Origin of the sequence: Bacillus sp. FSL H8-0547, from assembly GCA_038002745.1 — a bacterium.
Classification (GTDB): domain Bacteria; phylum Bacillota; class Bacilli; order Bacillales; family Bacillaceae; genus Bacillus_P.
This window is the reverse complement of the sequence record JBBODD010000001.1, coordinates 1,891,502-1,916,035: the sequence shown is the minus strand read 5'-3', so window position 1 is coordinate 1,916,035 and position 24,534 is coordinate 1,891,502. Positions and strand designations below refer to the sequence as shown.

The window sequence follows — 24,534 nt, the reverse complement described above, 5'->3', positions numbered from 1 at the left end:
CTGTTGCCTATGATCAGTTAGAGCCTGAACCTGCAGGAGCGGCAGGCTTTTCTGCAGGTGCCTTCGCTTTTGCAGCTTCCTCTTTGGCTTTTGCCTCTTGTGCAGCCTGCTTTTCTTCTTCTTCCTTCTGCTGCTCTACCTGTTCCTGTGCCTGCTGTTCTTCTTCAAGCCTTGCTTCTTCTTCTTTCTTTTGAGCTTCCTGCTCTTCTTCGTACTGCTCAATTTCAGCACGGATTTTTTCAAGCTGCTGCTGTTTTTCCTCGCTGTCCAGTTCACTGTCAGCTTTAATTTGCTCTTCATATTTGATCAGACCGAAAATGATTAAATCTCGTTCTTCAAGGTTTCTCGCAAGGTCAAGGGCTTCTTTCGCTTCACCTCTGCCGACATGAATCCAGTACTCAAGGTACTGCGGATCAGACTGCAGCGTCACCCGGTTTTTCAGCATTTCTTTCTGGTCCTCTGTAAGTGACTCGTTCACAACGTAGGAGGATGCAAGCTGATATTTTACGACAAGGGGCATCTCATCAATGCTGTAGCCTTCGAGCGTGCTGACAACCTCACTGAAGTTGTTGCCCAAGTAATGTTCATTGCTCGCGACAAACGCTTCCTGTTTAGGATTCAGGGAAAAAAGGGAATAAGCTGTATAAGCAAGGGCCGGTACAAGCAGGATCAAAAAGCCCAGCGCAACATACCGCGTCATCTTCCATTTTTTCTGGGGAATGGTTACAAGCGCTGCATTCCGTCTATCTATTTCCTTCATGTTTTTTTCAATAAGCTCAAGGAGCTGTTCATATGTATCTGCTGATAGAATCTCTTTCGGAACAGGCGGAACATCGAGCGTCTCGTTGAATTTCAAATACTGCTCGAACGAATATTTCGAATCCACTGCAGCCGCCGCACAGGCTTTTACCTCCCGGAACAGCTGGCCGCCGTCCTGTTCATAAGGGGGGATGCTCTCCATCACGCCATAGTGGAGAAAGTAAGGGGTAAAGCTCTGGTCAAAAAGAAGATTCTCGGGACAAACAATAAGATGTATGCGTGAAAGCGAGTGATTTTTTACCTTTTTTACCAGCTGATAGGAAAAATTCCACTTGCTTCGTTCATCTTTTTTATTTAAACTGGAAAAACCCAAATAAGTTCTAGGCGGCTGAACATGAACCCTCAATTCATCTTCAGCCAGTGTTACATCACGCTTAATAGACGGGTCCATTTCTTTGATCATTTCAATCTCTGATACATGATCAAGCTTTACTTTTTCTGTTTGAAAGACGAATGTATAGCCGTCTTTCTCTTTTTCGATGACAGCATCAAGCTGCTGCTCCAAATATGCCGGTTTTTTTTCTGACATTGAGAATGACTCCTTCATAGGATTTCAAATCGGTCTCCTGTTGTAATTCCGCATTCTACAAGCTTATGGTTGCCTGATAGGACAATTTGCTTATTGGGAACGCGCACCCAGTACCCTTCTCGAGGTGGGTCAGAAATGCATTTTGCCTGCCACACAATATCCACTGCTTTTTTCACAGAGTGATAGTTCGACAGCCTCAGATCAAATGTTTCTCCTGTATAATGCTTCAAATCTATCGTCACTTCTATATACATGCCTTTTCACCTCAAAAATGAAGAAGCGCCTTCATCTAAAATAGAATCGGCGCTCCTTTTTAGCACTTCACTAAATTGTCTTTCAGATGCTATTAGCCGCGGATTTGGCCAGCAATGTTTGCATCCGCTTCTTGAAGAGCGTGTGCTGTTTTGTCCAATTGTCTTGAGATATCTTCTACAAGATTCTGCATTTGCACGAAAGAAGGCTTAAGCTCCTCGTACTGGTCTCTGAAAGCGTTGCTCGCTTCCCCTTCCCACATAGCCTGAAGCTGACCGATCATGCTGTCAAGACGGCCGATCATTAGACCAAGTTCTCCACCTTCATTGCTGTAGCGTTTTGACATATCGACAAGTTCTGCTGGTGTTACGCGAATAATACCTGACATCATTATCTCTCCTTTTACATGAATTTACATTAATTGTATAAACAAAGACCATGAAGGTCAATTGTTACTTGGGTGATACTAGTAAAATGGTACAAACTATCTACTAATATGTAAGAGAGGAAAAAAATCTCACTACTAGTAAATTCTATTTATAAATACCCACTATTAAATGGATAATAAACCTATTTTAAGGAAAAATTTTAATAAAAATTCCAGTTTGTAGTTGGTAAGTCCTTTTTATTTTCTGATCCTTAATGTCTTATTTAGTGGAATAACGTATTAGACTAGCTTACTGGTTCTTTTTTATCATAGCGGATCGTCACGCTCTGGGTGCGGATTTCTTCTATTAAAGAAGTGTATTGGTTCGAAAGCATGTGATTCATGTAGGTATACTGATTGACAGCATGTTCATTCTCCCGCTGAAGCTGACTCAGCTCTTTAAACACTTCATCAATGAACAGGGCGGAGCTGCCTGCCAGTTCATTTGTAATATAGGAGGTCAGAGCTGCATCTTCAGAAGCGATTTGGTTCAGCTGGGCATTGACATGGTCTGCTTTGCCGGGATGTTCCGAAATCGATTCAAACCGGTGCCTTTTATAGATTTGGTTCATCTAAATAACCCCTTTCTATCTCAGCTCAAAAATGGCGGCAATGTCCTTTTCTTCATTAAACATTTTTTCAATCGAGGTTTTAATGGAAGTCACAAGCCTTCTTCCTTTATCAAACTGATACTGAAAATGATGTACAGCTTCCTCCATACGGTCAGCAAATGCAGAGGGGAGAGGCGGGATGTGCTCATGCACCTGAATGCTGCTGATCTCGGCATCCTCGAGGTTAAACATACTCCTGAAAGCGCGGGGGTTTGTCTCCATATCCTGAATCTGATTCAGCAGATGCCTTTTTCTCATGTCAAAATCATCAAGGAATGCTGCATCATAGGCAGCCTGATATCGCTTAAGTGATTCTTCCCGGGCTTCATAGCTGTCCATCCCCCTCTGATAAATCCGTACTGAAGAGGAAAGGTTCACTTCAATTTTCTTTCCGTCTGCACCCGTCTTATAAAGAATAAGATTTCCGCCTTCATAGCGCCTTCCTTTTTTCGCAAGCGCGTTTGACACCTGCTGCAGGCTGTGGCCCTCGACAGCTGCCCCGAAATCAAGCTTCGCTCTGTCAATGGCAGCAAAGATCTTGTCGAACCTGTCCATTAACCCATTGATCTTTGAATAGATTGCTTCAAACCGTTCAGTCATATCCTTGATATTTTCATAGAAGGTAAAGGGATTAAGAGTAAGCAGCTCCTCCATCGTGCTCATGCTCATCAGATCTGTTATCATCGAACGGATTTCAATCACATCATTCTCCATGCCTGCGAGCTCACCCTCAATAATCGATATTTCTTCACTCGTTAAATCCGTGAAAATGCTGAGGATAATCGGTATGTTTTCAGCAAGCACAGGCAGCTGTTCAATGAAATCCCTTAAACTCACAGCCATCTCATCAAACTTCTTCACCGTCTCCCAGGCAGAATCCAGCGTATCAACAGGATTATCCGTGATGTTGAAGCCCTCCCACTCACTCTTCAAATCCTGCACCAAGACAAGATCAATTCCCGTCATCGCCTTAATCAGTCCGTCGTAGCCGCCTGCCTTGTACGCAGGGGCGTACTTCACAAGAAACTTCTGCATCTCATACAAATCCTCATCCGAGAGATTCGCAATCCGCTCTCTAATACTCTCAAAATGAGGATTCGAATCCAGCATCGTCCGGCTTCCCAAATCCAAAAATCCGCGCAGCTCAGAAGCAGCAAAGAGCATATCCTCCTCATTCGTGAGGTGGTGGATGTTCTTGCCTTGTTCTTTGTAGTAAGTTTCGGCGAAGGCTTTCAGGTCTTTTGGGGGGATGGTGTAGATTTGGTCGAAAGAGTTTGGATTTAAATTGAAGTTTAAAAACAATTTATCTTTAAAGGGAACATCAATAGCAGCTAACTGATACGCACTGGGAGGAGCATCATTTATTGCATAGACCCTTTCATAAGATCCTGTTAGAATACCGAGCATTTGTATTAAATTTCCTCCCAAAGAATGCCCAATACCGTATATTTTATTTTCAACAACAATTTGATTCTGGTTTGATTCAAACTTTTTCACTTCTTCATTTATTATGTTAGAGAATAACTTTGCATCTCTATATTGGTTCGTTTCTTTACCAGCATAGATACCCAAGGAATTATAAATCCAATCTAAAGGGCTGCCGCTTTCTTCTTTTTTTAATTTCTCGGCGTTTTCGCTACCTCTAGTAATAATATAAGTTTGATTAATACCTTTTTCAGCATCATAAAAATGTATTGCTGTACCGTCGAATCCTGAATCTTTACCTTCCTTTTTTAAATCATCAAACTCCTCCATGTTATCTGAATAAAATATTCGAATATTTTGAGGAGGCGCAGCTCCAGTTTCTTCAATGATTATTTTCCTTACTTCATCTATATTAAATGTATTGCTACCGCCATATTCTAATTGTGCTAACCTTGCGCGGAGTATATCACTGTTTAGAACTTCTTCATTTTGCATTCCCTCACCTCAATACTACTTTATAAAGTTTATTGATTTCATCATTAATAGGGCTTTCTCTTCTTCATCCTTGTCGATAATTTCGCATGAATCAGTCGCTTTCTTACAAGTCGTCTGATAAAAAAATTGTATTCCTTTTTCGCTTTTTTGAGATTGAACATAGGCAAAGTAACTATAGAATTTAACTTTCTTGTTCGTTTCTTTATGGGTAAGTTCTTTTTTGCCCTTACTATAGAAAATGATGTTGTCACCAGCTTTAATTTCTCTAAAATCTGTATCGTATCCAGTATGCTCTGATAATAATTCAAGATTAAATTTAATATCTTTAGTAGAAGGTTTATCTTCGTATGTGACAGTGATATATCTTGATAGATTTTTGTCATCAACACTTTCACCAAAATTATATGTTTCAAAAAAATCATCTTGAGAATCATATGCGGTTGATGCAATCTTTGCGTTTACAGGAAACAACATCGTATACCCCTTAGTCTTTGACTCAAATGTATAATATCCCTCTTCTGTTTCTTCCGTTGATTTCATAAATTCTCTAGTAAATTCATCTTGAAAAGCTTCTGTCTCAGGCATAGATTGTTGATCTACTTTACCGTTATCCTTTTCTTTAGTCATTCCGCAGCCTCCTGTAAATGCAAGCATGATTGTTAAACTCAGCAGTATTATTTTTTTCATTGTGTTTGGCTCCCTCCGGAGATGATATTTAATATAGTGTGAAGGTGCTTGGTATGGCATTAAGCGTCTTGTTCATTTACCTGACGTTTAATTCTGTCTAAATGTTTCATCCTTTACTTAAAGATAAGTGATTCAACGATTTTCTCAAAGCTTTCATTTATATTTTTTGAATCGAGACCGCAGGGCTTTTCCTTATCTGTACAGCCTCCGTTGAAATTGAGCGATATTGCTTTATCTGTCCCTGTATCCTCTATATAAGCTAAGTAAGTAACAGCTATTTTTCCATAACTCATCTCTTCTTTTGCTGCATAATAAACATTATATTCTTCACCAGATTTTTCCCTGTACTCACCTGTATACCCCGCCATATCAGATAACACATGTAACTTTGAGGAAATATTATTTGTCGTCTTTTTATCTTCGAAAATGACTTTTATGTAGTAGGAATAATTCTCTTCCTCCTTGTCTTCGCCAATTGAAAATGATTCAAATGAATCTCCGTCAACATCGTACTCTATATCTGAGACGATTGCATTAACGGGAAAAAGCATGGAGTACGCTTCTGTCCTTGACTCAAATGTATAAAAACCTTCTTCTGTTTCTTTATTTGATTTCATAAATCCCCGAGTGAATTCATCTTTAAATGCTTCTGTATCAGGGATCGATTCTTGATTCATTTTTTCACTTTCCAAACCGGAACTTAACCCGCAGCCGCCTGTAAAAGCTAATAAGATACTGAGATATAACAGTGTGATTTGTTTCAATAGCATGTCTCCTGTTAATTATTGATAGCAGAACCGCAGGCTTTAATTTTTTCTGCTGCCGTCTTTCAAATTTATATAAACTCAATAGATTCCGTTACTCTTTTTATTCTATCTTTTATTACAGAAGGTGATGGTTCACACGATTTTGGTTCATCAATACATCGGCCAGAAAAAACAAAGCGTATGCCCTTATCTGATTTATTGGAAACGATATAAGCATTATAAAAATAAAGCCCGCTTTCACGATCATCATATTCCCCGTAATAGATGGTCTTATCGTCAAGTTTATAAGGTGTATACTCACCGCTGTAACCTGTTGCAGCTGACAATTGCTTAGTAAACATCGAAGTGTTTTTAGCATGAGAAGTTTCTTCAAAATTGATTGTGATAAAATACGTTACGTTCTCTTGATCTATTTTTTCCGCAAAACTGAGTGCCTCATAATCGGTGTCAATCTGTTCGTAGTCTCCCATAGATATTTTCCCGTTTTCAGGGAAAAGCATCGTATATCCCTTAGTCTTTGACTCAAACGTATAGTATCCTTCTTCTGGTTCTTTCGTTGATTTTATAAACTCTCTGGTAAATTCATCTTTGAACGCTCGAGTTTCAGGTAAAGATTCCTGATTTACGCTTCCGTTTCCCTGTTCGCTATTCATTCCGCAGCCGCCTGTAAAAGCTAATGAAATAAGGATGTACACCTGTAAGATTCTCTTCAAAATGTCGGCTCCTGTCATGATAAATAAGTTCTATATGAACGCTTACTCAACAAACCCGATAGAATAAAGTATCTGATTAATCCGTTCTTCTGTTTTTTCCGTTATCAGCTCACAGTTTTTTTCTTCAACATTGCAGTTGCTTACATAGGAGAAGCGAATAGCTTTATTAGAAGCAGTGGATTTTACATAAGCCAAAAGGTAATAATAATCTTTATTTTTAGGACCATCATCTGAAAGGTAGATGACCTTATCTCCCTTTTCTATTTTCTTATATTCCCCTTCATAATCAGTACCGCTGGAAAGCAACTTTAATTTCGTACCAATTTCATCTGTGATTTCATTATCTTCGTAGTCTAACTTAATAAAGTATGAGATTTTCTCACTCAATAGTTCTTCTCCGAAGGATAAGCTTTCAAGTTTATCTTGCTCTGCCGAATAGTCACCTACTGATACTGTAGCATTTTTGGGAAACAAGATTGTATAGCCCTTTGTCTTTGACTCGAACGTATAGTATCCTTCTTCTGTTTCCTCCGCTGATTTCATAAATTCTCTAGTAAACTCATCTTGAAAAGCTTCAGTATCCGGTATAGATTCTTGGTTCGTTTTTTCAATACCCGGACCGGCACTTGACCCGCATCCGCTTGTAATTCCAAGCACAATCCCTAACAGCAGTATTACCCTTTTCACTTTGCGAGGCTCCTCTCAGGAGATGAAATACAATGTGTATCATTAAATGTATGAGCAAATTTATAAGCAGAAAAATCACTATTTAAATTCCATTGAATTAAGTATCTTATTGATCCGATTTTTTTCTTTTTCAGTTATCAGCTCACAGCTTTTCTCTCCAACAATGCAATTACTAAAATAAGTGAATCGAACAGCTTGATCAGATGCAGCGGATTTGATATAAGCCAAATAGTAATAATACTCCGGATTTTTAGGACCGGCATCCGACGAATAAATCATATAATCCCCCTGTACTGCTTTCTTATATTCCCCTTTATACTCCACACCGTTGGAGAGCAGTTCTAATTTCGTATCAATATCCCTTGTACTGCTGTTATCTTCGTAGCTCAACTTAATAAAATATGAAATTTTTTCGTCAATTTGTTTTTCACCGAAAGATAAACTCTCAAATTGATCTTTCACAGCCTCATAATCACCTGTCGATACAGTTGCATTTCGGGGAAACAAGATTGTATATCCCTTCGTCTTTGACTCGAACGTATAGTATCCTTCTTCTGTTTCCTCCGTTGATTTGATAAATTCTCTAGTGAACTCATCTTTAAAAGCTTCTGTCTCAGGCATAGATTCTTGATTTGCTTTCCCTTTATTCTTTTCTTTACTCATTCCGCAGCCGCCTGCAAAAAGAAATAAAAGAATGAAGAACAGCATAATTCTTTTTTCCATTATGATATGGCCCCTGTCAGTAGAATCAGGTTGCCTCACATTAATTAATGAAAGCAATTGATTCCATTAAGTCTAAGGTATTCATTTTTTCTTTAGTTACATCAACCCTGCATGTCATTTCTGTTTTCAAACAGCTGACAGCGTTTGTGAAGCTTACAGCCTGATCACTGTCAGCCGATTTTGCATATCCGAAGATTTCGTAGAACGTTGTCTCACCATTTTTGGACTTGCTGGTTTTTTCAGCGTAATAAATGATCTTATCAGGGAGTTCTTCTTTAAGGTATACGCCGCTGTAATTCACACTGTCTGAAATCAAAGATAAATTTGCTTCTATTTCAGCTGTAACGGGCTGATTCTCGTAGGTCAAAATCATTGAAAACGTCGTATTTTCATTTTTGTCGTTAGCACCGAAGAGCATATTTTCAAAATGGTTTCCATCTATTTCATAAAACACTTGGTTTAAAGTAGCGTTTTCGGGAAAATTCATTGTAAAACCATCCGTTTTTGATTTAAATAAATAGAATCCTTTTTGTGGTTTAGTATCAGGATCAATAAAACTACTGGTAAACTCATCCCTTATTGCATCGCTTTCTTCCTGGGCTTTTTGTGCTGTTTCAACGCTTTTGCGGTCTTCTCCTGATTGACATCCGCCTGTAATCACCAGCAGAATCAGGCATAGGAATATGGCTCTAATCAAAATAACGGCTCCTGTCAGTAATGGATCTGCATATCATTCAAACTCTACTGATTCTGCAATTCTTTTTATTTTTTCTTTTTCTCCTGGACCGGGTAATTCGCAGGAAGTCCCTTTATTTATACACCTGCTGTGGTAATTAAGACTTACTGCTTTATTAGATTCATCAGATGTTATATAGGCTACATGTGAATAATAACCATCTTCTTCATTTCGTTTTTCTCCAAAGTATATTGTCTTTTCACCGCTTGTGTATTCTTTATAGACCCCTTCATAACCTGATACATCTGAAAGAATCTCCAGGTTTATTTGAATATCATCTGTATCTGAACTGTCTTCAAAATTTGCCGTCATAAAGTATGAAATGTTTTCTTTATCTATCTTTTCACTATAGCTTAGAGCCTCAAATGAAATTTTAATCTGCTCATAATCCATAGTAGAGATCTTTGCGTTGACCGGGAACAGCATCGTATACCCCTTGGTTTTTGACTCAAAGGTGTAAAATCCATCTTCTGTTTCCTCCGTTGACTTCATAAACCCTCTGGTAAACTCATCTTTGAACGCTCTAGTTTCAGGTAAAGATTCCTGATCTACTTTTTCGTTTCCCTGTTCGCTATTCATTCCGCAGCCGCCTGTTACAGCTAGGAAAATAAGGATGTAAAACTGTAAGATTCTCTTCAAAATGTTTGCTCCTGTCATGATAAAAGGTTCTATATGATCACTTACTCAATAAACTCAATAGAATCAAGAATCTTATTAATAAGTTCTTCTGTTTTATCAGTCATTAGCTCACAGCTTTTTTCTTCAACATTACAGTTACTCATATAGGTAAAGCGAATAGCTTTATTAGAAGCAGTGGATTTTACATAAGCCAAAAGGTAATAATAATCTTTATTTTTAGGACCATCATCTGAAAGGTAGATGACTTTATCTCCCTTTTCTATTTTCTAATATTCCCCTTCATAATCAGTACCGCTGGAGAGCAACTTTAATTTCGTATCAATTTCATCTGTGAGTTCATTATCTTCGTAGTTCAACTTAATATAATAAGAAATTTTCTCATCCACTAATTTTTCCCCAAAAGATAAACTCTCCAATTTATCTTGCTCTGCCGAATAGTTACCTATTGATACAATAGCATCTCGGGGAAACAAGATTCTATATCCCTTCGTCTTTGACTCGAACGTATAGTATCCTTCTTCTGTTTCCTCCGTTGATTTCATGAATTCTCTAGTGAACTCATCTTGAAAAGCTTCTGTCTCAGGCATAGAAGCCCGATTTACATTTCCGTTACCATTTTCTATCCTCATTCCGCAGCCGCCTGTAAATGCAAGCATGCAAATCAATAGAAGCTGAATGTTAATTCTCAAAACAATTACTCCTGTCGAGGTGTTTTTAAACTAGAACTGAATCGACTTCATCATCAGCAGTGCTCTTTCCTCTTCAACTTGTTCATTAATCTCGCATGGTTTATCTGCTTTTCTGCATGTCGTCTGATAAAAGAAGTGCAGTCCTTCTTGATCCTTTTGCGAGTGAATATAGGCTAAATAACCGTAGAACTTCACCTTCTTGTTTGTTTCATTATGGGTGAGTTCTTCGTTGCCCTTACCATAATAAATAACGTTGTCCCCAGCTCTGATTTCTTTGAATTCCGACTCGTATCCAGTGTGCTCAGTCAGTAATTCAAGGTTAAATTCAATATCTCTGGTGGAGGGTTTATCTTCATATGTAACCGTGAAATATCTTGATAGATTTTCCTCATCAACACTTTCACCAAAATTAAATGTTTCAAAATAATCATCTTGATAATCATGGGCTGCAGATGAGATCGTTGCATCTACAGGAAACAGCATTGTGTATCCTTTTGTCTTTGACACAAACGTGTAGTACCCTTCTTCTGCCTCATCAGGAGACTTGATAAAGTCACGTGTAAAGTCGTCCTTAAATGCCTCTGTTTCAGGGATCGACTCTGGATTCGTTTTTTCACTTTCTGAACCACTACTGATTCCGCATCCGCCTGCAAAAACAAATAAAGGAATGATGAACAGCATTGTTGTTTTTCTCATCACAATAAGGCTCCTGTCAAAAAATAGTGAGCGGATCTGCATGTCATTTAAACTCTACTGACTCTAAAATTTTTTTTATTTTTTCTCTTTCTCCTGGACCGGGTAATTCACAGGAATTTCCGCCGTCTAAACAATTACTGTTGTAAGTAAGACTTACTGCTTTATTAGATGCATCAGATTTTATATAGGCTATATATGAATAATAACCATCCTCTTCATTTCGTTTTTCTCCAAAGTATATTGTCTTTTTAGCTCTTGTATATTCGTTGTACTCTCCTTCATAACCAGATACATCTGAGAGGATTATTTGAATATCATCTGTATCTGAACTGTCTTCAAAATTTACTGTCATAAAGTATGAAATGTTCTCTTCATCTACGTCCTCACTATAGCTTAGAGCCTCATATGAAGTTTTAATCTGTTCATAATCCATAGTCGAGATTATCGCATTTACTGGAAACAGCATTGTATACCCCTTGGTTTTTGACTCAAAGGTGTAAAATCCATCTACTGTTTCTTCAGTTGACTTCATGAATTCTCGTGTAAATTCATTTTTGAATGCTTCTGTTTCAGGAATGGATTTTTGTTTTTCAGTTTTGTCTGAATCTGTCCCGCAGCCGGCTGTCACAATCAGCATGATGGCAAGGTTCAGTTTTATAAACTTTTTTATCATAGTTTCTCCTGCCAGAAGCCGGTTGGACTTTACATTTCATTTGAACTGAATGGAATGCACAATGATCTTCAGCCTCTGATTTAATTCATTAGGATTTACGTTACACTCTGTTTCTCCGTTTGAGCAGCTGCTGTCAAACGTTAAGCGAATTAATTGGTCTGTTTCTTTCGCTTTTATTACGGCTACATAATAAAAGAGGCCTTTTTGTTCGTTATTTTCTCTGGCAGAATAGACAATATTATTATTGAATTCTTCTCTTTTAAAGTTTCCTTTGTAGCCGGAGGTAATGGCCAGCTGTTCCAGATGTACATCGATGTCACTTATGTTCGGTGCCTTTTCATACGTTACTTTTACATAATAAGAGGTCTCCTGATTTTTTATTTTCTCTCCTAGACTTAATGTCTCGTATTTATCTTCATGAGATTCGAAATCACTTTCAGAAACCTTTGCATTTACAGGAAACAGCATTGTATACCCATTCGTTTTTGACTCAAATGTGTAGTACCCGTCTGTTGTTTCTTCAGAAGAAGCTATGAACCCCCGCGTAAACTCACCCTTAAAAGCTTCCGTATCAGGCAGTTTTTCCTCTGAGCAGCCTGCAGCAATCAAAATAATCATTAAACAATAAAAGTATCGCATGATAATCTCCCGAAATTTTACAATTTACACATACCAATTCCCCAGTACCATGTGTGATGAAACTCCTTTATTATCTCTTTTTTCCAGAAATGAGAAAATCCCGCATTGTTCCTAAAATGCGGGATGGGACTTTCTTCTTTAGTTTCGTTTGAATTCGATTGGGCCTTCGTCCATTTTAAAGGTGCCGTCCGGATAAAGCATGGGGGACCGTTCGGATCCGCCTTTTGAATAGGTTTCAACATGGCTGACGCTCATACTGGCAGGATCGGTGAAATCCAAGTGGGCAATGGCGACCCAGTAGGAGAACCAGTTTTTGTGAAAGAGAGGGGCTGTGACGACCTGGCCCTGGTGGTTGTCTACGACCGCCCGCGCTTTCATGGATTTGAAGCTGCCGAATCCGTTTGAGATAGCGCTGTAGGCGGCAAAAAGGGCGTAGCGCAGCTCTTCAGGTTTATGAATGATGATTGTTTCACTGCCTGCTATTTTCGAATCGCCGTCAAGTGTGATGAAAGGTGCCTGGTTCGCTTTGCCGAGTTCCTTATAGTAGACTTTTCCGGACTCACCGTTTTTCAGGACGTAAAAGCAGTAGAGGTCGAGGTCTTTTTTGCTGTCCCATTTTAGGACCGTTGTAACTCTTGCTGATTTTTTGATGGAAACGGTCTGCTTTTTTTCAAGGCTAATTTTAAGGGGCTGGACGGGTTCGGGCTCTTTAACCGGCGGTTCCTCTATGGCGGCTGCTGCTTCTCCCTGCGGCTCGTCTTTTACCTCAATGCCGAAGTTTGCGCACAATCCTTCAAGGCCATTGTGAAAGCCGCTGCCGATGGCGCTGAATTTCCACTCTCCGTTATGGGCATAAAGCTCGCCTGCCACAATCGCCGTTTCATGCGAAAGCTCTTCTCCGCATTCAAACCGGATAAGCTCGGCACCGGAGGCGTCTGCAACCTGAAGATAGATACCGCTCACATCCCTGAAATGATGGCCGCGTTCAGCCCCTTCGTGAATGGTCAGTGTAAACGCGATTTTCCGGACATCACCTGGGAGAGAGGAGAGGGAGATCTTCACTTCTTCCTGACTCCCTCCGCTTCCTGCAGAGTGCTCCACTGCTCCGTTTCTGCTGAGATGCTGTCCGTAAAAAATAAAATCCTCATCTTGTCCGCATGTTCCGTTTTCTCCCAGCAGAAAAGCCGCTCCGTCAATTTCCATATCCGGACTTGCTGATCGAAAGCCCAGCCTGACCGTCAGACGGTCAATCTGTTTTCCTTTCGTGACATCCGCTTTTTGTCCCCTTTGTACCAGCACGTTTTCTCCTCCTATTTGTCTGCAAGCTGCAGAAGGGATTCTTTTATTGTCTGCACCCCTTTGATACAGTCCGGCAAAGAGGTCCACTCTTCGGGAGAGTGGCTTTTTCCGTTTTGGCTCGGCACGAAAATCATACCGGACGGGACATACTTTCCAAGTGTCATCGCATCATGCCCTGCCCCGCTCGGCAGTGAGAGCGTTGAAAGGCCGCTTTTTTCTGCCGCCTGCCGGATGATGTTCTGAATGTCATCCGGGACAATGACCGGCGCAATGGAAATTCCGTCTTTGATTTCAACTGTCAAACCGCGGGATTCTGCAATGGTCTGTGAGGCTTTCTTCATTGATTGTATCACAGCATCCCGGGCCTCACGGTCGATATCCCTTACATCTGCCACTGCTTCTGTCCGGCCGGAAATCACGTTTGTGCCGTTTGGAAAAACGTTCAGTTTGCCGACTGTCGCAACAGCCGTTTCGCTGAATCTGCGAGGGGTTTTTTCAACAGCCAAAATGAATTCGGCTGCTGCGGCTACTGTATCTTTCCGGAACTCCATCGGCGTGTTCCCTGCGTGGTCCGTTTCGCCGATAAATGTGAAGGATGTCCAGGAAGGACCGGCAATGCCGCTGACAACGCCGATGTCCTTCCCTTCTGATTCAAGCCGCTTTCCCTGCTCGATGTGAAGCTCGAGGAAGGCATAGATTTGTTTAGGATTTCTGACGTGCTCTGCTATCCTTTCAGGCTGATGGCCGTTTCGGATCATTTCGTCATATAACGAGTTTCCCTGTTCATCGTGAAATGCTTTGAAATCTTCGGTGCCTGCTTCTCCCATCATCGCCCGGCTTCCGAAAATGCCGTTTTTAAATCTGGCTCCTTCTTCGTCCACAAAAACCGCGAGTTCAATGGAACGCTTAAGTTTGCCGTTTTTTGCAATGGCCTTCATGGCGAGCAGACTGCTCAGGCAGCCAAGCGGACCGTCAAACGCCCCTCCGTTCGGCACGCTGTCGAGGTGGGAGCCTGTCATCACAACGGGAAGCTCAGGCGACGTTCCGCGAAGGATGCCGAACAGGTTGCCCACAGCATCCTCCTTCACCTCAAGACCAGCTTCCTCCATCCAGGACTGAAACAGCGCCTTTGCTTTGTTTTCTTCATCTGTATAAGGAAATCTTGTGATTCCTCCCTCTGGTGTTTTTCCTATATCAAAAAGGGCTGACAGTTTTTCTGCAAGCTCCAGGGGATCTATTCCTTCATAAGAAGGGGTCTGATCCAGTTCCTTCAGCAATCGTTCTTTTGAAAACATGCGCTCAGCTCCTATTGATTAGTTTAAAAAGATATCAGCACCCGGCCCGAGCGGAATTCCAAGGTAGTACCAGGCAATAAAGAAAAGGATCCATGCAATACCAAAAAAGATCGTGTACGGAAGCATCACGGAAATAAGGGAACCGAGACCCATGTTTTTATCAAACTTTTTGGCACCTGCAAGAAGGATGGCAAAGTAGGCAAACATCGGCGTGATCGGGTTTGTGATGCTGTCCCCGATCCGGTAGGCCACTTGTGTAAAGGCGGGGTCATATCCAAGAAGCATGAACATCGGAACAAAGACAGGTCCGACGATTGCCCATTTAGCTGAAGCACTCGCGATAAACAGGTTCAGCGTTCCGCAAAAGAGAATAAATCCAATCAGCAGCGGCAGTCCGGTAAGTCCGAGGCCTTTAAGAACATCAGCTCCCGATATGGCCATGATGATTCCGAGGTTGCTCCAGTTGAAATAGGCAATAAACTGGGCCGCGAAAAAGGCAATCGCCATGTACATGCCCATTGTGCCGAGCGATTTGGCGATTTCCTGTGCAATGTCCTTATCCGACTGGATGGATTTCGTGGCTATTCCATAGGCAAGAGCCGGGAACAGGAAGAGACCCATGATGATCGGAACAAGGGAATTCATAAACGGTGATATAATGACCGCACCGTTTTCTCCTCTCAGCCAGCCGTTTTCAGGAACGATGGTGACGGCAACAAGAAGCAGGAAAATAAGTGTCGCAGCACCCGCATAGCGGAGCCCTTTCGCTTCCTCAGGCGACAGCTTGTCCATCGGCATACGCGGTCCTTTGTATTCGGGAAGACGCGGTTCTACGATTTTTTCAGTCACCCAGATGGCAAGCGGAACGAAGAATAAACATGACCCTGCAAGGAAATACCAGTTCATCGCAGGATTGGTCTGGAAGTCCGGGTCAACAATCTCCGCTGCTGACTGTGTGAAGCCGGCAAGAAGGGCATCAAGCATATTCACAATCAGGTTCGCACTGAATCCTCCTGCAACAGAAGCATAAGCAACGACCATACCTGCAATCGGATGCCTGCCGACACTCATGAACACTAGCGCAGCGATCGGAGGCAGCACGATAAATCCTGCATCCCCTGCCATATTGGCAAGAAGACCTGCAAATACGATTGAAAACGTAATAATCCCCTTTGGCGCTCCGAGAACGAGCTTTCGGAGAAGAGCTGAAATCAGTCCGACACCTTCTGCAAGCCCAACCCCGATCATGGTCACGAGCACAAGACCAAGCGGCGGGAATTCCGCGAAATTTTTCACCATATTCGTCATGATTTTCTGGAAGCCTTCCTTGGTAAGAAGACTGACAGCCTCAACCGTTTCCTTCGTGGCAGGATTCACTGCCTTTACACCCAGTACAGCTGCAAGATGTGAGGCGAGAATGACAATCACCGCAAACAAAATAAACAAGGTGACCGGATCGGGAAGCTTGTTCCCTGCTTTTTCCACTCCGTCCAGCATCCGGTTAAAGATGCCGCGGTTCTTTCTGTTTTCTACTGATGATGTAGCTGGTTCCATAGACATCCTCCTGAATACTGAAAATTTTAATATTTCTTATTATAAAGTTTTCTTTTGCATACGCAACCTTGAAAAGCATTTACGGAAGCGCTTAATCGCAGCTCCCCCAACGGAGCATATTCTTTTTGAAAAATTCTGCTTCATTTTCAAAAATATAGGGTAGAAAGTAGGATAACAGATACAACACAAGAAAAGGGGAATTTGGGATGGAACAGAATCACACGATGATGCAGTTTTTTGAATGGCATGTCAGACCGACCGGAACGCATTGGAACAGACTGAAAGAGCTTGCGCCTGAGCTGAAGGATAGGGGCATTGACTCGGTATGGATTCCGCCTGTAACAAAGGGGCAGTCCGGGGATGATGTCGGATACGGCGTCTATGATCTGTATGACCTCGGCGAGTTTAATCAAAAGGGCAGCGTCCGTACAAAATACGGCCTGAAAAAAGAACTGATCGCCGCCATTGAAGCGTGCCATAATGTCGGCATTAATGTATATGTAGACCTCGTCATGAACCACAAAGCCGGTGCTGATGAGACCGAGCTGTTTAAAGCCATTGAAGTGGACCGGGAAAACCGGACCGAGGAACTGTCTAAGCCTAAAAATATTGAAGGCTGGACGAAATTCACCTTCCCTGGAAGAAAAGGAAAATATTCTGATTTCGAGTGGAACTTCGAGCACTTCAACGGGACAGATTATGATGCAAAGAATGATAAAATCGGTGTATTCAAAATCGTCGGCGACAACAAAGACTGGAATGAAAATGTCGACAGCGAGTTTGGAAACTATGACTATCTGATGTTTGCAAACCTTGATTATGACAATCAGGCCGTACAGGATGAGATGATCTCTTGGGGCAAGTGGCTGGCGGATACACTGAACTGCAACGGCTACAGACTCGATGCAATTAAGCACATCAACCATGAATTTGTTCACCGGTTCGCAGAGGAATTGTATGAAGACCGCGGCGATGACTTCTTTTTTGTCGGGGAGTTCTGGAAATCAGACTTAAAAGCATGCCAGGATTTCCTTGATAAAATCAATTACAATATGAGTCTTTTTGATGTGTCTCTTCATTACAAGCTGCATGAAGCTTCAAAGTCAGGGAAGGATTTTGACCTTTCAACAATCTTTGAGGATACGCTTGTAGGATCACACCCGGAGCATGCGGTCACATTTGTTGATAATCATGATTCACAGCCGGATGAAGCACTCGAGTCATGGGTGGAGGACTGGTTCAAACAGAGTGCCTACGCGCTGATTCTGCTGCGTGAGCACGGTTACCCGTGCGTATTTTACGGTGATTACTACGGAATAGACGGCGATAACCCTATAGACGGCAAACGGGAAGCGATTGATCCGCTCCTTTACGTAAGGCAGACAAGAGCCTACGGCGAGCAGGAGGATTACTTCGATCATCCGAACACCATCGGCTGGGTCAGACGCGGTGTAGATGAATTTGAGCGTTCCGGCTGTGCGGTCGTCATTTCAAACGGAGATGACGGCGAAAAACGCATGTGCGTCGGTGAACACCACGCCGGCGAGGTATGGGTGGACATGACCGGCACGCGCGAAGAGCACATTGCCATTGAGGACGACGGCTTTGCGGTTTTCCCTGTAAATGGACAGAGTGTATCCGTCTGGGCACGCCCGGAAGAAGATGTAGAATAAATATGAAAACAGCCGGTCTCACTTGAGACCGGCTGTTTTTTGGAAGTTATTTAGAAAATTTCAAGTAAATCTGTATGCACGGCAAGTAATATGCCTTGTTTTTCATGTAATACTGGTTCTTTTTCAAGTCAGACGGGGATTTTTTCAAGTAAATGTATCTCTGCGGCCCAACTGAGCAGATCTTCGTGCTAAACCGCGTCCAACATCATTGTTACCTTGAAAAGATCGCCATCAACATCAATCTCAAGCTGGCCTCCATGCAAATCAACAATGGATTTGGCGATCGTCAGGCCAAGACCCGATCCTTCTGTATGACGTGATGAATCCCCGCGCTTAAACCTTTCAAAAAGCTCATCCGTATTCTCGCTCAGCTCGTATTTCGTAACGTTCTTAAACGAGATGACCGTCTGGCTGCCTGACTGTTTCATCGAAATATAAACGCGCGTGTTCTCAAGAGAATATTTCAGGATGTTGCCAATCAGATTTTCAAACACTCTCCACATTTTCTGCCCATCGACTACCGCATAAACCGGCTCATCCGGATACGTTACCCGAAAATGCAGACCTGAATCACCGATCGCTTCGTTGTACTCGGCAAGCGCCTGCTGCAAAAGCTGAGAGACGTCCACCTTCTGTTTGATAAGCTCGATGCTGCCGCTTGCCATCTTTGAAGCTTCAAATAAGTCTTCAATCAAAATCTTCAGGCGCTGGGACTTGCGGTCAATGATTTCTACATAGGAAGCTCTTTCATCATCGGTGAGATCCGGATTTTTCAGGAGATCTGTATAGCTGATAATCGAAGTGAGCGGTGTTCTGAGATCATGGCTGACATTTGTAATCAGTTCCGTTTTCAGACGCTCGCTTTTCACCTGCTTCTGCTGCGACGTTTTCACGCCGTGCTTTAAAGCATTCATATTTGACGCAAGTGCTGCTAGTGCTGACTTCCCTTTTACAGGCAGGTCTGTTTCCAGATTTCCGAGCATAATCTCATTCGAGTTTGCGACAATCTGATTAAAATAGCCGATTCGCTTAAACATAAACAGCACAGCCGGAATGCCGAGCAGGATGAAAGCAGGAACGTAAATGAGCACAAAGGCAGGCTCAAAAAGAACGGCAACGACGCCGATTCCAAACCCAAATACAATTCCGAGCAGAATGACAAGCTGAATACCGACCTTTTGAATAAGAAAAGCATCTGCAACCGCTTTTGAAATTCTGTAAAGAAGAGTCGTTTTCCATTCTTTTTTCAGATTTCCTTCGTTTTTAATTTGGTGAACAAGCAGGAAGGATTGAATGATCAGAGCAGAGATGAAGCATGCTCCTAAAACCAGAAAGATAAAGGAATAGAGCCATTCGTATCCATAGCGGAACGGATAGTAGTCGATTACTCCAAACAGGGAAATTAAGCTCCCGATAAGCGCAATTCCGGCAAGCACAAATCTGACATCCAGCGGCAAGCGGTTATACCTGTCAGACCAGACGCTTTTCAGAATCGGATCAAACAGACGGCGTCTCTTTAAAAGGAGGACACTGATCATCAGTGCCAGCACTCCGCTTATAGAGTGTGCATAGTAGATTGTCTGTGATTTTTGAAAATCACGAAGTTCAATCATGGTTACACTGTCTGACGGTGCGTTTTTAGGCAGGGCGATCTGGCCGGTGAATTTCTTCTCCTGCAGGCCGTCAAATGAATTCATGACTTCTCCGCTGCCGAAATAGTTGAAACCATCAGTCGAATAAATATATCCTCTTGCTCCCGAATAGTTCTCAACATGATACATGTCTTTTTTAGTTAAGAATGCTTTTGGATCATCCTTGGCGGATAATGGCAGGTTCGTGTAAATCTCTTCTGAATCTATACTTTTTAAATAATAGAAAAATTCGTTTTTAATTGCTTCAAATTCCGGTTTAGGATCTTTATAGATTTCTTCAAAAAACCGGTCAATTTCTTTCTGTTTTTCCGCCAGAATCTTTTCCCTGACATGCTCATCATCTTTGAAATTCATGGTGATGTCCGCAATCTTTTTATTCTTTTCTTCCGTCAGGACTTTTTCCACCTCGGTGTTGCCGTTTTCCTTGGCGGCTGAAATATCCGCATCATACTGTCCTTCAATATTCATCATCTGCTCGCTTAAACTTCCGTATCTGTAGCGGTGTTCATCGATTTCTTCCGCAGAAACGGTGACGTTCTTTTTTGCTTCTTCTTTTGTCAGGCCGTTCAGTTCATATAAACTTAAAAGATTCGCAAAGTAGTTTACCCGTTCCTGATATTCAACAGATTGAAAATAGTTCTTGAATAAATATCTGTCTCCGTTTCCTATAGCGGAAAACACACCGCTGATTCCGTAGGTCAGCACCATCATTACCAGAATGAATGCCATACTATTTTTCCATTTTGTACCCAATTCCCCATACCACCTTTAAATATCTAGGATTTTTAGGATCAATCTCAATTTTCTCCCTGATTTTCCGGATATGGACAGCAACCGTTTTTTCGGCGTTGTAGCCCGGCTCATTCCACACACGTTCGTATATTTCATTAATGGAGAACACACGTCCCGCATTCAGCATCAGCAGCTCGACAATGCTGTATTCAATGCGGGTCAGCTTGACGTTCTCGCCGTTTACAGTGACTTCTTTAGCTGATTGATCAAGGATCAGTCCGTTCAAATCAACGGTTTTCTGTGCACCTTCATACGTGCCGAGTGTCACAAAGCGGCGCAGCTGGGATTTGACTCTGGCAATCAGCTCCATCGGGTTGAACGGCTTTGTCACATAATCATCCGCTCCGACCTGCAGGCCGAGAATTTTATCGGTATCTTCGCTTTTTGCACTTAAAATGATGATCGGTATGTTCTTTTTCTCGCGGATTTTAAAAGTTGTGGAAATGCCGTCAAGCCGGGGCATCATGATGTCCAGCAAGATAAGATGAATCTGGTGCTCGTTCAGTTTTTCAAGGGCTTCGACGCCGTCTTTCGCTTTGATGACGGTTATGTTTTCATTCTTTAGATAGATTTCTATCGCATCGCGGATTTCTTTTTCATCATCTACGACCAGTACGTTGTAATTTGTCATTTTTTCTCACGCTCCTTTCAAAAGTATAGCTAAACCTGGTGAATAACTATAGTGTAATTGGAAATTCTTAATAGGCAGTCAGTGGAATGTTTAAGAATTTATTAAGTTCTTGCTGTTTTTGGATAAAGAAGTCCGGTTTCGGCTCTACACGTTCCTTTCCGCTCCAGGAACTTGCTTTCCGCGGGGAGTGCCGGAAGCTTCCTCGCTGCGCTTGCGGGATCTTCCGTGCCCTCTTCATCCCGCAGGAGTCAAGTTCCTTCCGCTGCAATCCACTGGATTGATAGCTAATAAAAAAAGCCCCCAAAAAGGGACTCTCAGCTCTGATTATTCTTTTTCGTCCCCGATACATAAGGGTTTCCGCTCACCCGGAATCTCCATGGATATTCCATTGCCTCTCCGCTGTTGTCAATGCCGATGCGGGGCCCCGCTGAAATTCCGTGCGGTCTAATACCTTCTGCAATATATAATGGGCTCTCCCACAGCGGATGGCCGTAATCCGCCATTGTGATGCCGAGTGCTTTCGTCAGTTTGCCTGGTCCGTTTGTCAGTTCCTTGCCTCTTTTAGCTCCAGGACGCCTTTTTTTCATCAGCTCTTCTCCGGTGACGGGCTCGACTGCCCGGATCAGCACGGCTTCAGGAGCATCCTTATCCCCGCTCACAACGTTCACGAGACAATGGGTGTGCATAACGTAGGTGTAGGCGTATCCAGCGGAGCCGAACATCACTTCCGTTCTGGGTGTGCGGCGCCCGCCAAAGCTGTGGGCTGCCCGGTCTCCCGGCCCGATATAGGCTTCCGTTTCGACGATTATGCCTGCAGCTGTTCCTTCAGCGGTTTCTTTCACAAGCAACTGGCCTAAGAGCTCCTGTGCAAGCTCAAGGGTCGGCTTCTCAAAAAAGGAAGGGTGCACAGGCTTGATAGTCATAAGCTCCATCTCCATTCGAGTTCTTGCTGTAATGATAGCAGAACACAAAAAAAGAAGGCAATCCGCCCCCTTCGTCAGCTCCATAACCCGTGCAGCACGCCAAGAAGCGAACACGCAATCACGTGGTCAAGCACGGCAATGCCATATGATTTCCAATTCATCAGTCCAAAAAGGGTATTTTTCAAATAGGCAAGCGCAAGCACTGCCCCTACTATTAATCCGGTTAATAAACCCGGGCCCGCACCGTCTGCGCCAGTTAATTGAATGAGTGTATAAATCAGAAAAGAAGTTAGCAGTGCAATGACGGCAGAGCCTGTATATTTGACAGAATCTTTGATTCCACCCGGGTGCATGCCCGTCCAGGTTTTTCCGAATAAAAGCGGTGAATAATAGAATGCGCCAAATGCCATATAAAGCAGACCTCCTGCCAGTACAGCAATGATATTAAATTCCTCAAACATTCTTTTCAGTCCTTTCTTTTAATAAGGTTCGATTTCAAGCGCAATAGCCTTGATTTTGCATTCAAGCTCAAGTGACCCTGCTATAGAAGTTATCTGTACAATCTCCACGGGATTTCCCAGGTGGCGGAAACCGCTTTTGGGCAGCCAGTAGCTGTAGAGCTCTGAATAACATTCGATCAGCTGCTTTCTCATGCTGTAATTGAGAGGTTCTTCAAATTCATAGACAGCGTATTTCCCGCCATCGAAAGAAGATATTTCTAATCCTTCAATCGCATGATTTCCTTCAATTGAAATGCAGCAGTCATAGCGGCATTTTTCGGGTGGTGTCAAATAAGGATTGTTACGCGGAACCCCGATCAGCATCGTGGATTCATTCATTATCTCCCTTGCCTTACAGTAGCGGTATAGATGCTCCCACGTCTGGCTGATTTCTGCTGAGTATTCTCCAATCCGGTGTTTTAAGATGACATCACGCTTCGGCAGAACCATGACCTTTACTTTATTAAGATTGAGCCACTGAAACCCAGTATACCCAGGAGGCTGCGTGTTTTCTTTCCTTTTACTGCTATCTTGTTTCGATTTCTTGCTATTTACATATACTCTCGGAAATTTCTCTAAGTATCCACCTTCCCGCCAGACTTTTGGACTGTGCTGAAAGGTATCATGAAACGTGTATGTAAAGTAGGATAGGGATGAAAACCCGCAGTCCATTGCAATGTCTGTCACTGGTTTTTCAGGCTCATAAATCAATGAATGCGCTGCCTTTTCAAGCCTCAGCCTCTTCACATAGTCAGCCGGTGTCTCTCCAGTAAATTCCGAAAAAAGACGATGAAAATGATAAGGTGAATAGGTAGATACCTTTGCAAGATGGGTAAGCGTCAATTTTTTGTGCAGCTGTTCTTCTATATAATCCTGGACTCTTGTAAGATGAGCCCGCTGTACTTGATCAATCGTCATTTTTTCCTGCTCCGATCTGCATAATATACGACTTTATTAGAATAACAGATGAACCAAACCCAATCCATTCTCTCTTATACTAGGAAAAAACCTGAATTCTGATTATAATTAATTATCAGTAATCAGCAAAGGGGACAGGACATGATACATGCAGCCATTATCGGCTTAGGAGCCATCGGACAACGCGTATTAAGCAGCTTTGTCAATCATCCGGAAATCAACATTTCAGCAATTTGCGACCGGAATCCTGACGTTACACGTGAAACATCAGAAAAAACAGGAGATGTTCTGTCATTTACTGACCATGTTCATCTTTTGAAGGAAGCAGATATTGACCTTGTTTACATAGCCGTTCCGCCGAAATTCCATCACGGGATTGCAAAAGATGTGATGCTTGCCGGGAAACATGTACTTTGTGAAAAGCCGCTGGCAAACTCGCTTGAGGAAGCGGAAAGTCTAGCAAAACTTGCTGATGAAAAAGGCATTGTTCACGCCATGAATTTCCCTCTTATATACAGTGCCGGCAGCAGCACCTTCGCATCTCTTATCAAAAAAGGCTATATTGGGAAGCTCAGACGACTTGAGCTGAAGATGCATTTCCCTGCTTGGCCCCGGCCGTGGCAGCAAAATGAATGGGTTGCGGGCAAAGAGCAGGGAGGGTTTGTGCTCGAGGTCGGAGTTCATTATATCCATCAAATTCAACGAATCTTCGGTCCTGTTACCGTTTTGGACAAGTCCGTTCAATTCCCTGAAGATCCAAATTCATGCGAAATCGGCATCCTTGCCAGGCTAAAGCTTGAAGACGGCACACCCGTTTTGATAGACGGACTGAGCGGGATTGCCGGAGACGAAGAAATCCGCTTTACCGCATACGGGACAGAGGGAACTCTTTCCCTGCTCAACTGGGCGGATCTCAAAGGCGGTAAGCTTGGGGAGAGACTGCTGCCGATCGAAGCAGACGAGAGTCTTACCGGCTCACTTGTTATGGAGCTCACAAAAGCGCTCAAAGGAGAAAAAGCAAATCTTGCAGACTTTCACGAAGGGCTTCATGCCCAAACTGTTTTGGAACAATTAAGAGGAGAGTGACTAC

The 24,534-nt window shown here is 42.5% G+C and carries 26 protein-coding genes; 2 read left to right on the top strand and 24 right to left on the bottom strand.

The window, feature by feature from the left end; translation table 11 throughout:
* Window positions 1–13 precede the first annotated feature (13 nt).
* The 19 genes from essB to MHB63_09415 all read right to left on the bottom strand — a co-directional run bounded on the left by essB (window position 14) and on the right by MHB63_09415 (window position 16,355).
* Window positions 14–1,348, bottom strand: coding sequence for a type VII secretion protein EssB (gene essB / locus MHB63_09505; GenBank protein ID MEK3806762.1), 1,335 nt, complete (start codon window positions 1,346–1,348; stop codon window positions 14–16).
* Between the two features lie 14 nt (window positions 1,349–1,362).
* Window positions 1,363–1,602 (bottom strand): EsaB/YukD family protein, encoded by a 240-nt coding sequence (locus MHB63_09500; GenBank protein MEK3806761.1) that lies wholly within the window; start codon window positions 1,600–1,602, stop codon window positions 1,363–1,365.
* Between the two features lie 92 nt (window positions 1,603–1,694).
* Complete coding sequence (locus tag MHB63_09495) at window positions 1,695–1,988, bottom strand: WXG100 family type VII secretion target (GenBank protein MEK3806760.1); 294 nt, start codon at window positions 1,986–1,988, stop codon at window positions 1,695–1,697.
* Window positions 1,989–2,272: 284 nt separating this feature from the next.
* A complete protein-coding gene (locus MHB63_09490) occupies window positions 2,273–2,599 on the bottom strand; it encodes a hypothetical protein (protein ID MEK3806759.1) in 327 nt (108 codons plus the stop codon).
* A 15-nt stretch (window positions 2,600–2,614) separates the two neighbouring features.
* A complete protein-coding gene (locus MHB63_09485) occupies window positions 2,615–4,558 on the bottom strand; it encodes a DUF6792 domain-containing protein (protein MEK3806758.1) in 1,944 nt (647 codons plus the stop codon).
* A 15-nt stretch (window positions 4,559–4,573) separates the two neighbouring features.
* Entirely contained in the window at window positions 4,574–5,245 is a 672-nt protein-coding gene (locus MHB63_09480) for a hypothetical protein (protein ID MEK3806757.1), read from the bottom strand.
* Window positions 5,246–5,358: 113 nt separating this feature from the next.
* Window positions 5,359–6,009 (bottom strand): hypothetical protein, encoded by a 651-nt coding sequence (locus tag MHB63_09475; protein MEK3806756.1) that lies wholly within the window; start codon window positions 6,007–6,009, stop codon window positions 5,359–5,361.
* Window positions 6,010–6,080: 71 nt separating this feature from the next.
* Window positions 6,081–6,725: a hypothetical protein gene (locus MHB63_09470; protein ID MEK3806755.1), complete on the bottom strand. Its 645-nt coding sequence runs from the start codon at window positions 6,723–6,725 to the stop codon at window positions 6,081–6,083.
* 42 nt (window positions 6,726–6,767) lie between these two features.
* Window positions 6,768–7,412: a hypothetical protein gene (locus MHB63_09465; protein MEK3806754.1), complete on the bottom strand. Its 645-nt coding sequence runs from the start codon at window positions 7,410–7,412 to the stop codon at window positions 6,768–6,770.
* A 78-nt stretch (window positions 7,413–7,490) separates the two neighbouring features.
* Window positions 7,491–8,135: a hypothetical protein gene (locus MHB63_09460; GenBank protein ID MEK3806753.1), complete on the bottom strand. Its 645-nt coding sequence runs from the start codon at window positions 8,133–8,135 to the stop codon at window positions 7,491–7,493.
* A 40-nt stretch (window positions 8,136–8,175) separates the two neighbouring features.
* On the bottom strand, window positions 8,176–8,796 hold the full coding sequence (locus MHB63_09455; GenBank protein ID MEK3806752.1) for a hypothetical protein: 621 nt from the start codon (window positions 8,794–8,796) through the stop codon (window positions 8,176–8,178).
* A 69-nt stretch (window positions 8,797–8,865) separates the two neighbouring features.
* The gene (locus tag MHB63_09450) at window positions 8,866–9,510 is read right to left on the bottom strand and encodes a hypothetical protein (protein ID MEK3806751.1); all 645 of its coding nucleotides are present in this window, start codon (window positions 9,508–9,510) and stop codon (window positions 8,866–8,868) included.
* 266 nt (window positions 9,511–9,776) lie between these two features.
* Window positions 9,777–10,199, bottom strand: coding sequence for a hypothetical protein (locus MHB63_09445; GenBank protein MEK3806750.1), 423 nt, complete (start codon window positions 10,197–10,199; stop codon window positions 9,777–9,779).
* Window positions 10,200–10,229: 30 nt separating this feature from the next.
* Window positions 10,230–10,895 (bottom strand): hypothetical protein, encoded by a 666-nt coding sequence (locus tag MHB63_09440; GenBank protein ID MEK3806749.1) that lies wholly within the window; start codon window positions 10,893–10,895, stop codon window positions 10,230–10,232.
* A 43-nt stretch (window positions 10,896–10,938) separates the two neighbouring features.
* Entirely contained in the window at window positions 10,939–11,568 is a 630-nt protein-coding gene (locus MHB63_09435; GenBank protein MEK3806748.1) for a hypothetical protein, read from the bottom strand.
* Between the two features lie 36 nt (window positions 11,569–11,604).
* The gene (locus tag MHB63_09430) at window positions 11,605–12,207 is read right to left on the bottom strand and encodes a hypothetical protein (protein ID MEK3806747.1); all 603 of its coding nucleotides are present in this window, start codon (window positions 12,205–12,207) and stop codon (window positions 11,605–11,607) included.
* 138 nt (window positions 12,208–12,345) lie between these two features.
* Window positions 12,346–13,506, bottom strand: coding sequence for a TerD family protein (locus MHB63_09425; protein ID MEK3806746.1), 1,161 nt, complete (start codon window positions 13,504–13,506; stop codon window positions 12,346–12,348).
* A gap of 11 nt (window positions 13,507–13,517) precedes the next feature.
* Window positions 13,518–14,801 (bottom strand): Zn-dependent hydrolase, encoded by a 1,284-nt coding sequence (locus MHB63_09420; protein ID MEK3806745.1) that lies wholly within the window; start codon window positions 14,799–14,801, stop codon window positions 13,518–13,520.
* 18 nt (window positions 14,802–14,819) lie between these two features.
* A complete protein-coding gene (locus MHB63_09415) occupies window positions 14,820–16,355 on the bottom strand; it encodes an AbgT family transporter (protein ID MEK3806744.1) in 1,536 nt (511 codons plus the stop codon).
* Between the two features lie 206 nt (window positions 16,356–16,561).
* Between MHB63_09415 and MHB63_09410 the strand changes: the two genes are divergently transcribed.
* Complete coding sequence (locus MHB63_09410) at window positions 16,562–18,028, top strand: alpha-amylase (GenBank protein MEK3806743.1); 1,467 nt, start codon at window positions 16,562–16,564, stop codon at window positions 18,026–18,028.
* 188 nt (window positions 18,029–18,216) lie between these two features.
* On the opposite strand, the gene MHB63_09405 is transcribed toward MHB63_09410, so the two are convergent.
* The 5 genes from MHB63_09405 to MHB63_09385 form a co-directional block, all read right to left on the bottom strand.
* Window positions 18,217–20,433 (bottom strand): HAMP domain-containing sensor histidine kinase, encoded by a 2,217-nt coding sequence (locus tag MHB63_09405; protein MEK3806742.1) that lies wholly within the window; start codon window positions 20,431–20,433, stop codon window positions 18,217–18,219.
* Window positions 20,411–21,103: a response regulator transcription factor gene (locus tag MHB63_09400; GenBank protein MEK3806741.1), complete on the bottom strand. Its 693-nt coding sequence runs from the start codon at window positions 21,101–21,103 to the stop codon at window positions 20,411–20,413. Before MHB63_09400 ends, MHB63_09405 begins: the two co-directional genes overlap by 23 nt.
* Window positions 21,104–21,417: 314 nt before the next feature.
* On the bottom strand, window positions 21,418–22,026 hold the full coding sequence (locus MHB63_09395) for a DNA-3-methyladenine glycosylase (GenBank protein MEK3806740.1): 609 nt from the start codon (window positions 22,024–22,026) through the stop codon (window positions 21,418–21,420).
* 74 nt (window positions 22,027–22,100) lie between these two features.
* Window positions 22,101–22,487 carry a DUF1761 domain-containing protein gene (locus MHB63_09390; protein ID MEK3806739.1) on the bottom strand — a complete coding sequence of 129 codons (387 nt, stop codon included), beginning with the start codon at window positions 22,485–22,487 and terminating at the stop codon, window positions 22,101–22,103.
* 18 nt (window positions 22,488–22,505) lie between these two features.
* Window positions 22,506–23,444, bottom strand: coding sequence for a helix-turn-helix domain-containing protein (locus tag MHB63_09385; GenBank protein ID MEK3806738.1), 939 nt, complete (start codon window positions 23,442–23,444; stop codon window positions 22,506–22,508).
* Window positions 23,445–23,585: 141 nt separating this feature from the next.
* On the opposite strand from MHB63_09385, the gene MHB63_09380 reads away from it, so the two are divergent.
* Window positions 23,586–24,530, top strand: coding sequence for a Gfo/Idh/MocA family oxidoreductase (locus MHB63_09380; protein MEK3806737.1), 945 nt, complete (start codon window positions 23,586–23,588; stop codon window positions 24,528–24,530).
* Window positions 24,531–24,534 lie beyond the last annotated feature (4 nt).

Coding starts and splice junctions, on each gene's coding strand:
- MHB63_09460 (MEK3806753.1), bottom strand. CDS start 8,135: ATGGAAAAAAGAATTATGCTGTTCTTCATTCTTTTATTTCTTTTTGCA.
- essB (MEK3806762.1), bottom strand. CDS start 1,348: ATGTCAGAAAAAAAACCGGCATATTTGGAGCAGCAGCTTGATGCTGTC.
- MHB63_09495 (MEK3806760.1), bottom strand. CDS start 1,988: ATGTCAGGTATTATTCGCGTAACACCAGCAGAACTTGTCGATATGTCA.
- MHB63_09415 (MEK3806744.1), bottom strand. CDS start 16,355: ATGGAACCAGCTACATCATCAGTAGAAAACAGAAAGAACCGCGGCATC.
- MHB63_09385 (MEK3806738.1), bottom strand. CDS start 23,444: ATGACGATTGATCAAGTACAGCGGGCTCATCTTACAAGAGTCCAGGAT.
- MHB63_09500 (MEK3806761.1), bottom strand. CDS start 1,602: ATGTATATAGAAGTGACGATAGATTTGAAGCATTATACAGGAGAAACA.
- MHB63_09390 (MEK3806739.1), bottom strand. CDS start 22,487: ATGTTTGAGGAATTTAATATCATTGCTGTACTGGCAGGAGGTCTGCTT.
- MHB63_09395 (MEK3806740.1), bottom strand. CDS start 22,026: ATGACTATCAAGCCTGTGCACCCTTCCTTTTTTGAGAAGCCGACCCTT.
- MHB63_09410 (MEK3806743.1), top strand. CDS start 16,562: ATGGAACAGAATCACACGATGATGCAGTTTTTTGAATGGCATGTCAGA.
- MHB63_09435 (MEK3806748.1), bottom strand. CDS start 11,568: ATGATAAAAAAGTTTATAAAACTGAACCTTGCCATCATGCTGATTGTG.
- MHB63_09480 (MEK3806757.1), bottom strand. CDS start 5,245: ATGAAAAAAATAATACTGCTGAGTTTAACAATCATGCTTGCATTTACA.
- MHB63_09400 (MEK3806741.1), bottom strand. CDS start 21,103: ATGACAAATTACAACGTACTGGTCGTAGATGATGAAAAAGAAATCCGC.
- MHB63_09430 (MEK3806747.1), bottom strand. CDS start 12,207: ATGCGATACTTTTATTGTTTAATGATTATTTTGATTGCTGCAGGCTGC.
- MHB63_09490 (MEK3806759.1), bottom strand. CDS start 2,599: ATGAACCAAATCTATAAAAGGCACCGGTTTGAATCGATTTCGGAACAT.
- MHB63_09440 (MEK3806749.1), bottom strand. CDS start 10,895: ATGAGAAAAACAACAATGCTGTTCATCATTCCTTTATTTGTTTTTGCA.
- MHB63_09420 (MEK3806745.1), bottom strand. CDS start 14,801: ATGTTTTCAAAAGAACGATTGCTGAAGGAACTGGATCAGACCCCTTCT.
- MHB63_09380 (MEK3806737.1), top strand. CDS start 23,586: ATGATACATGCAGCCATTATCGGCTTAGGAGCCATCGGACAACGCGTA.
- MHB63_09485 (MEK3806758.1), bottom strand. CDS start 4,558: ATGCAAAATGAAGAAGTTCTAAACAGTGATATACTCCGCGCAAGGTTA.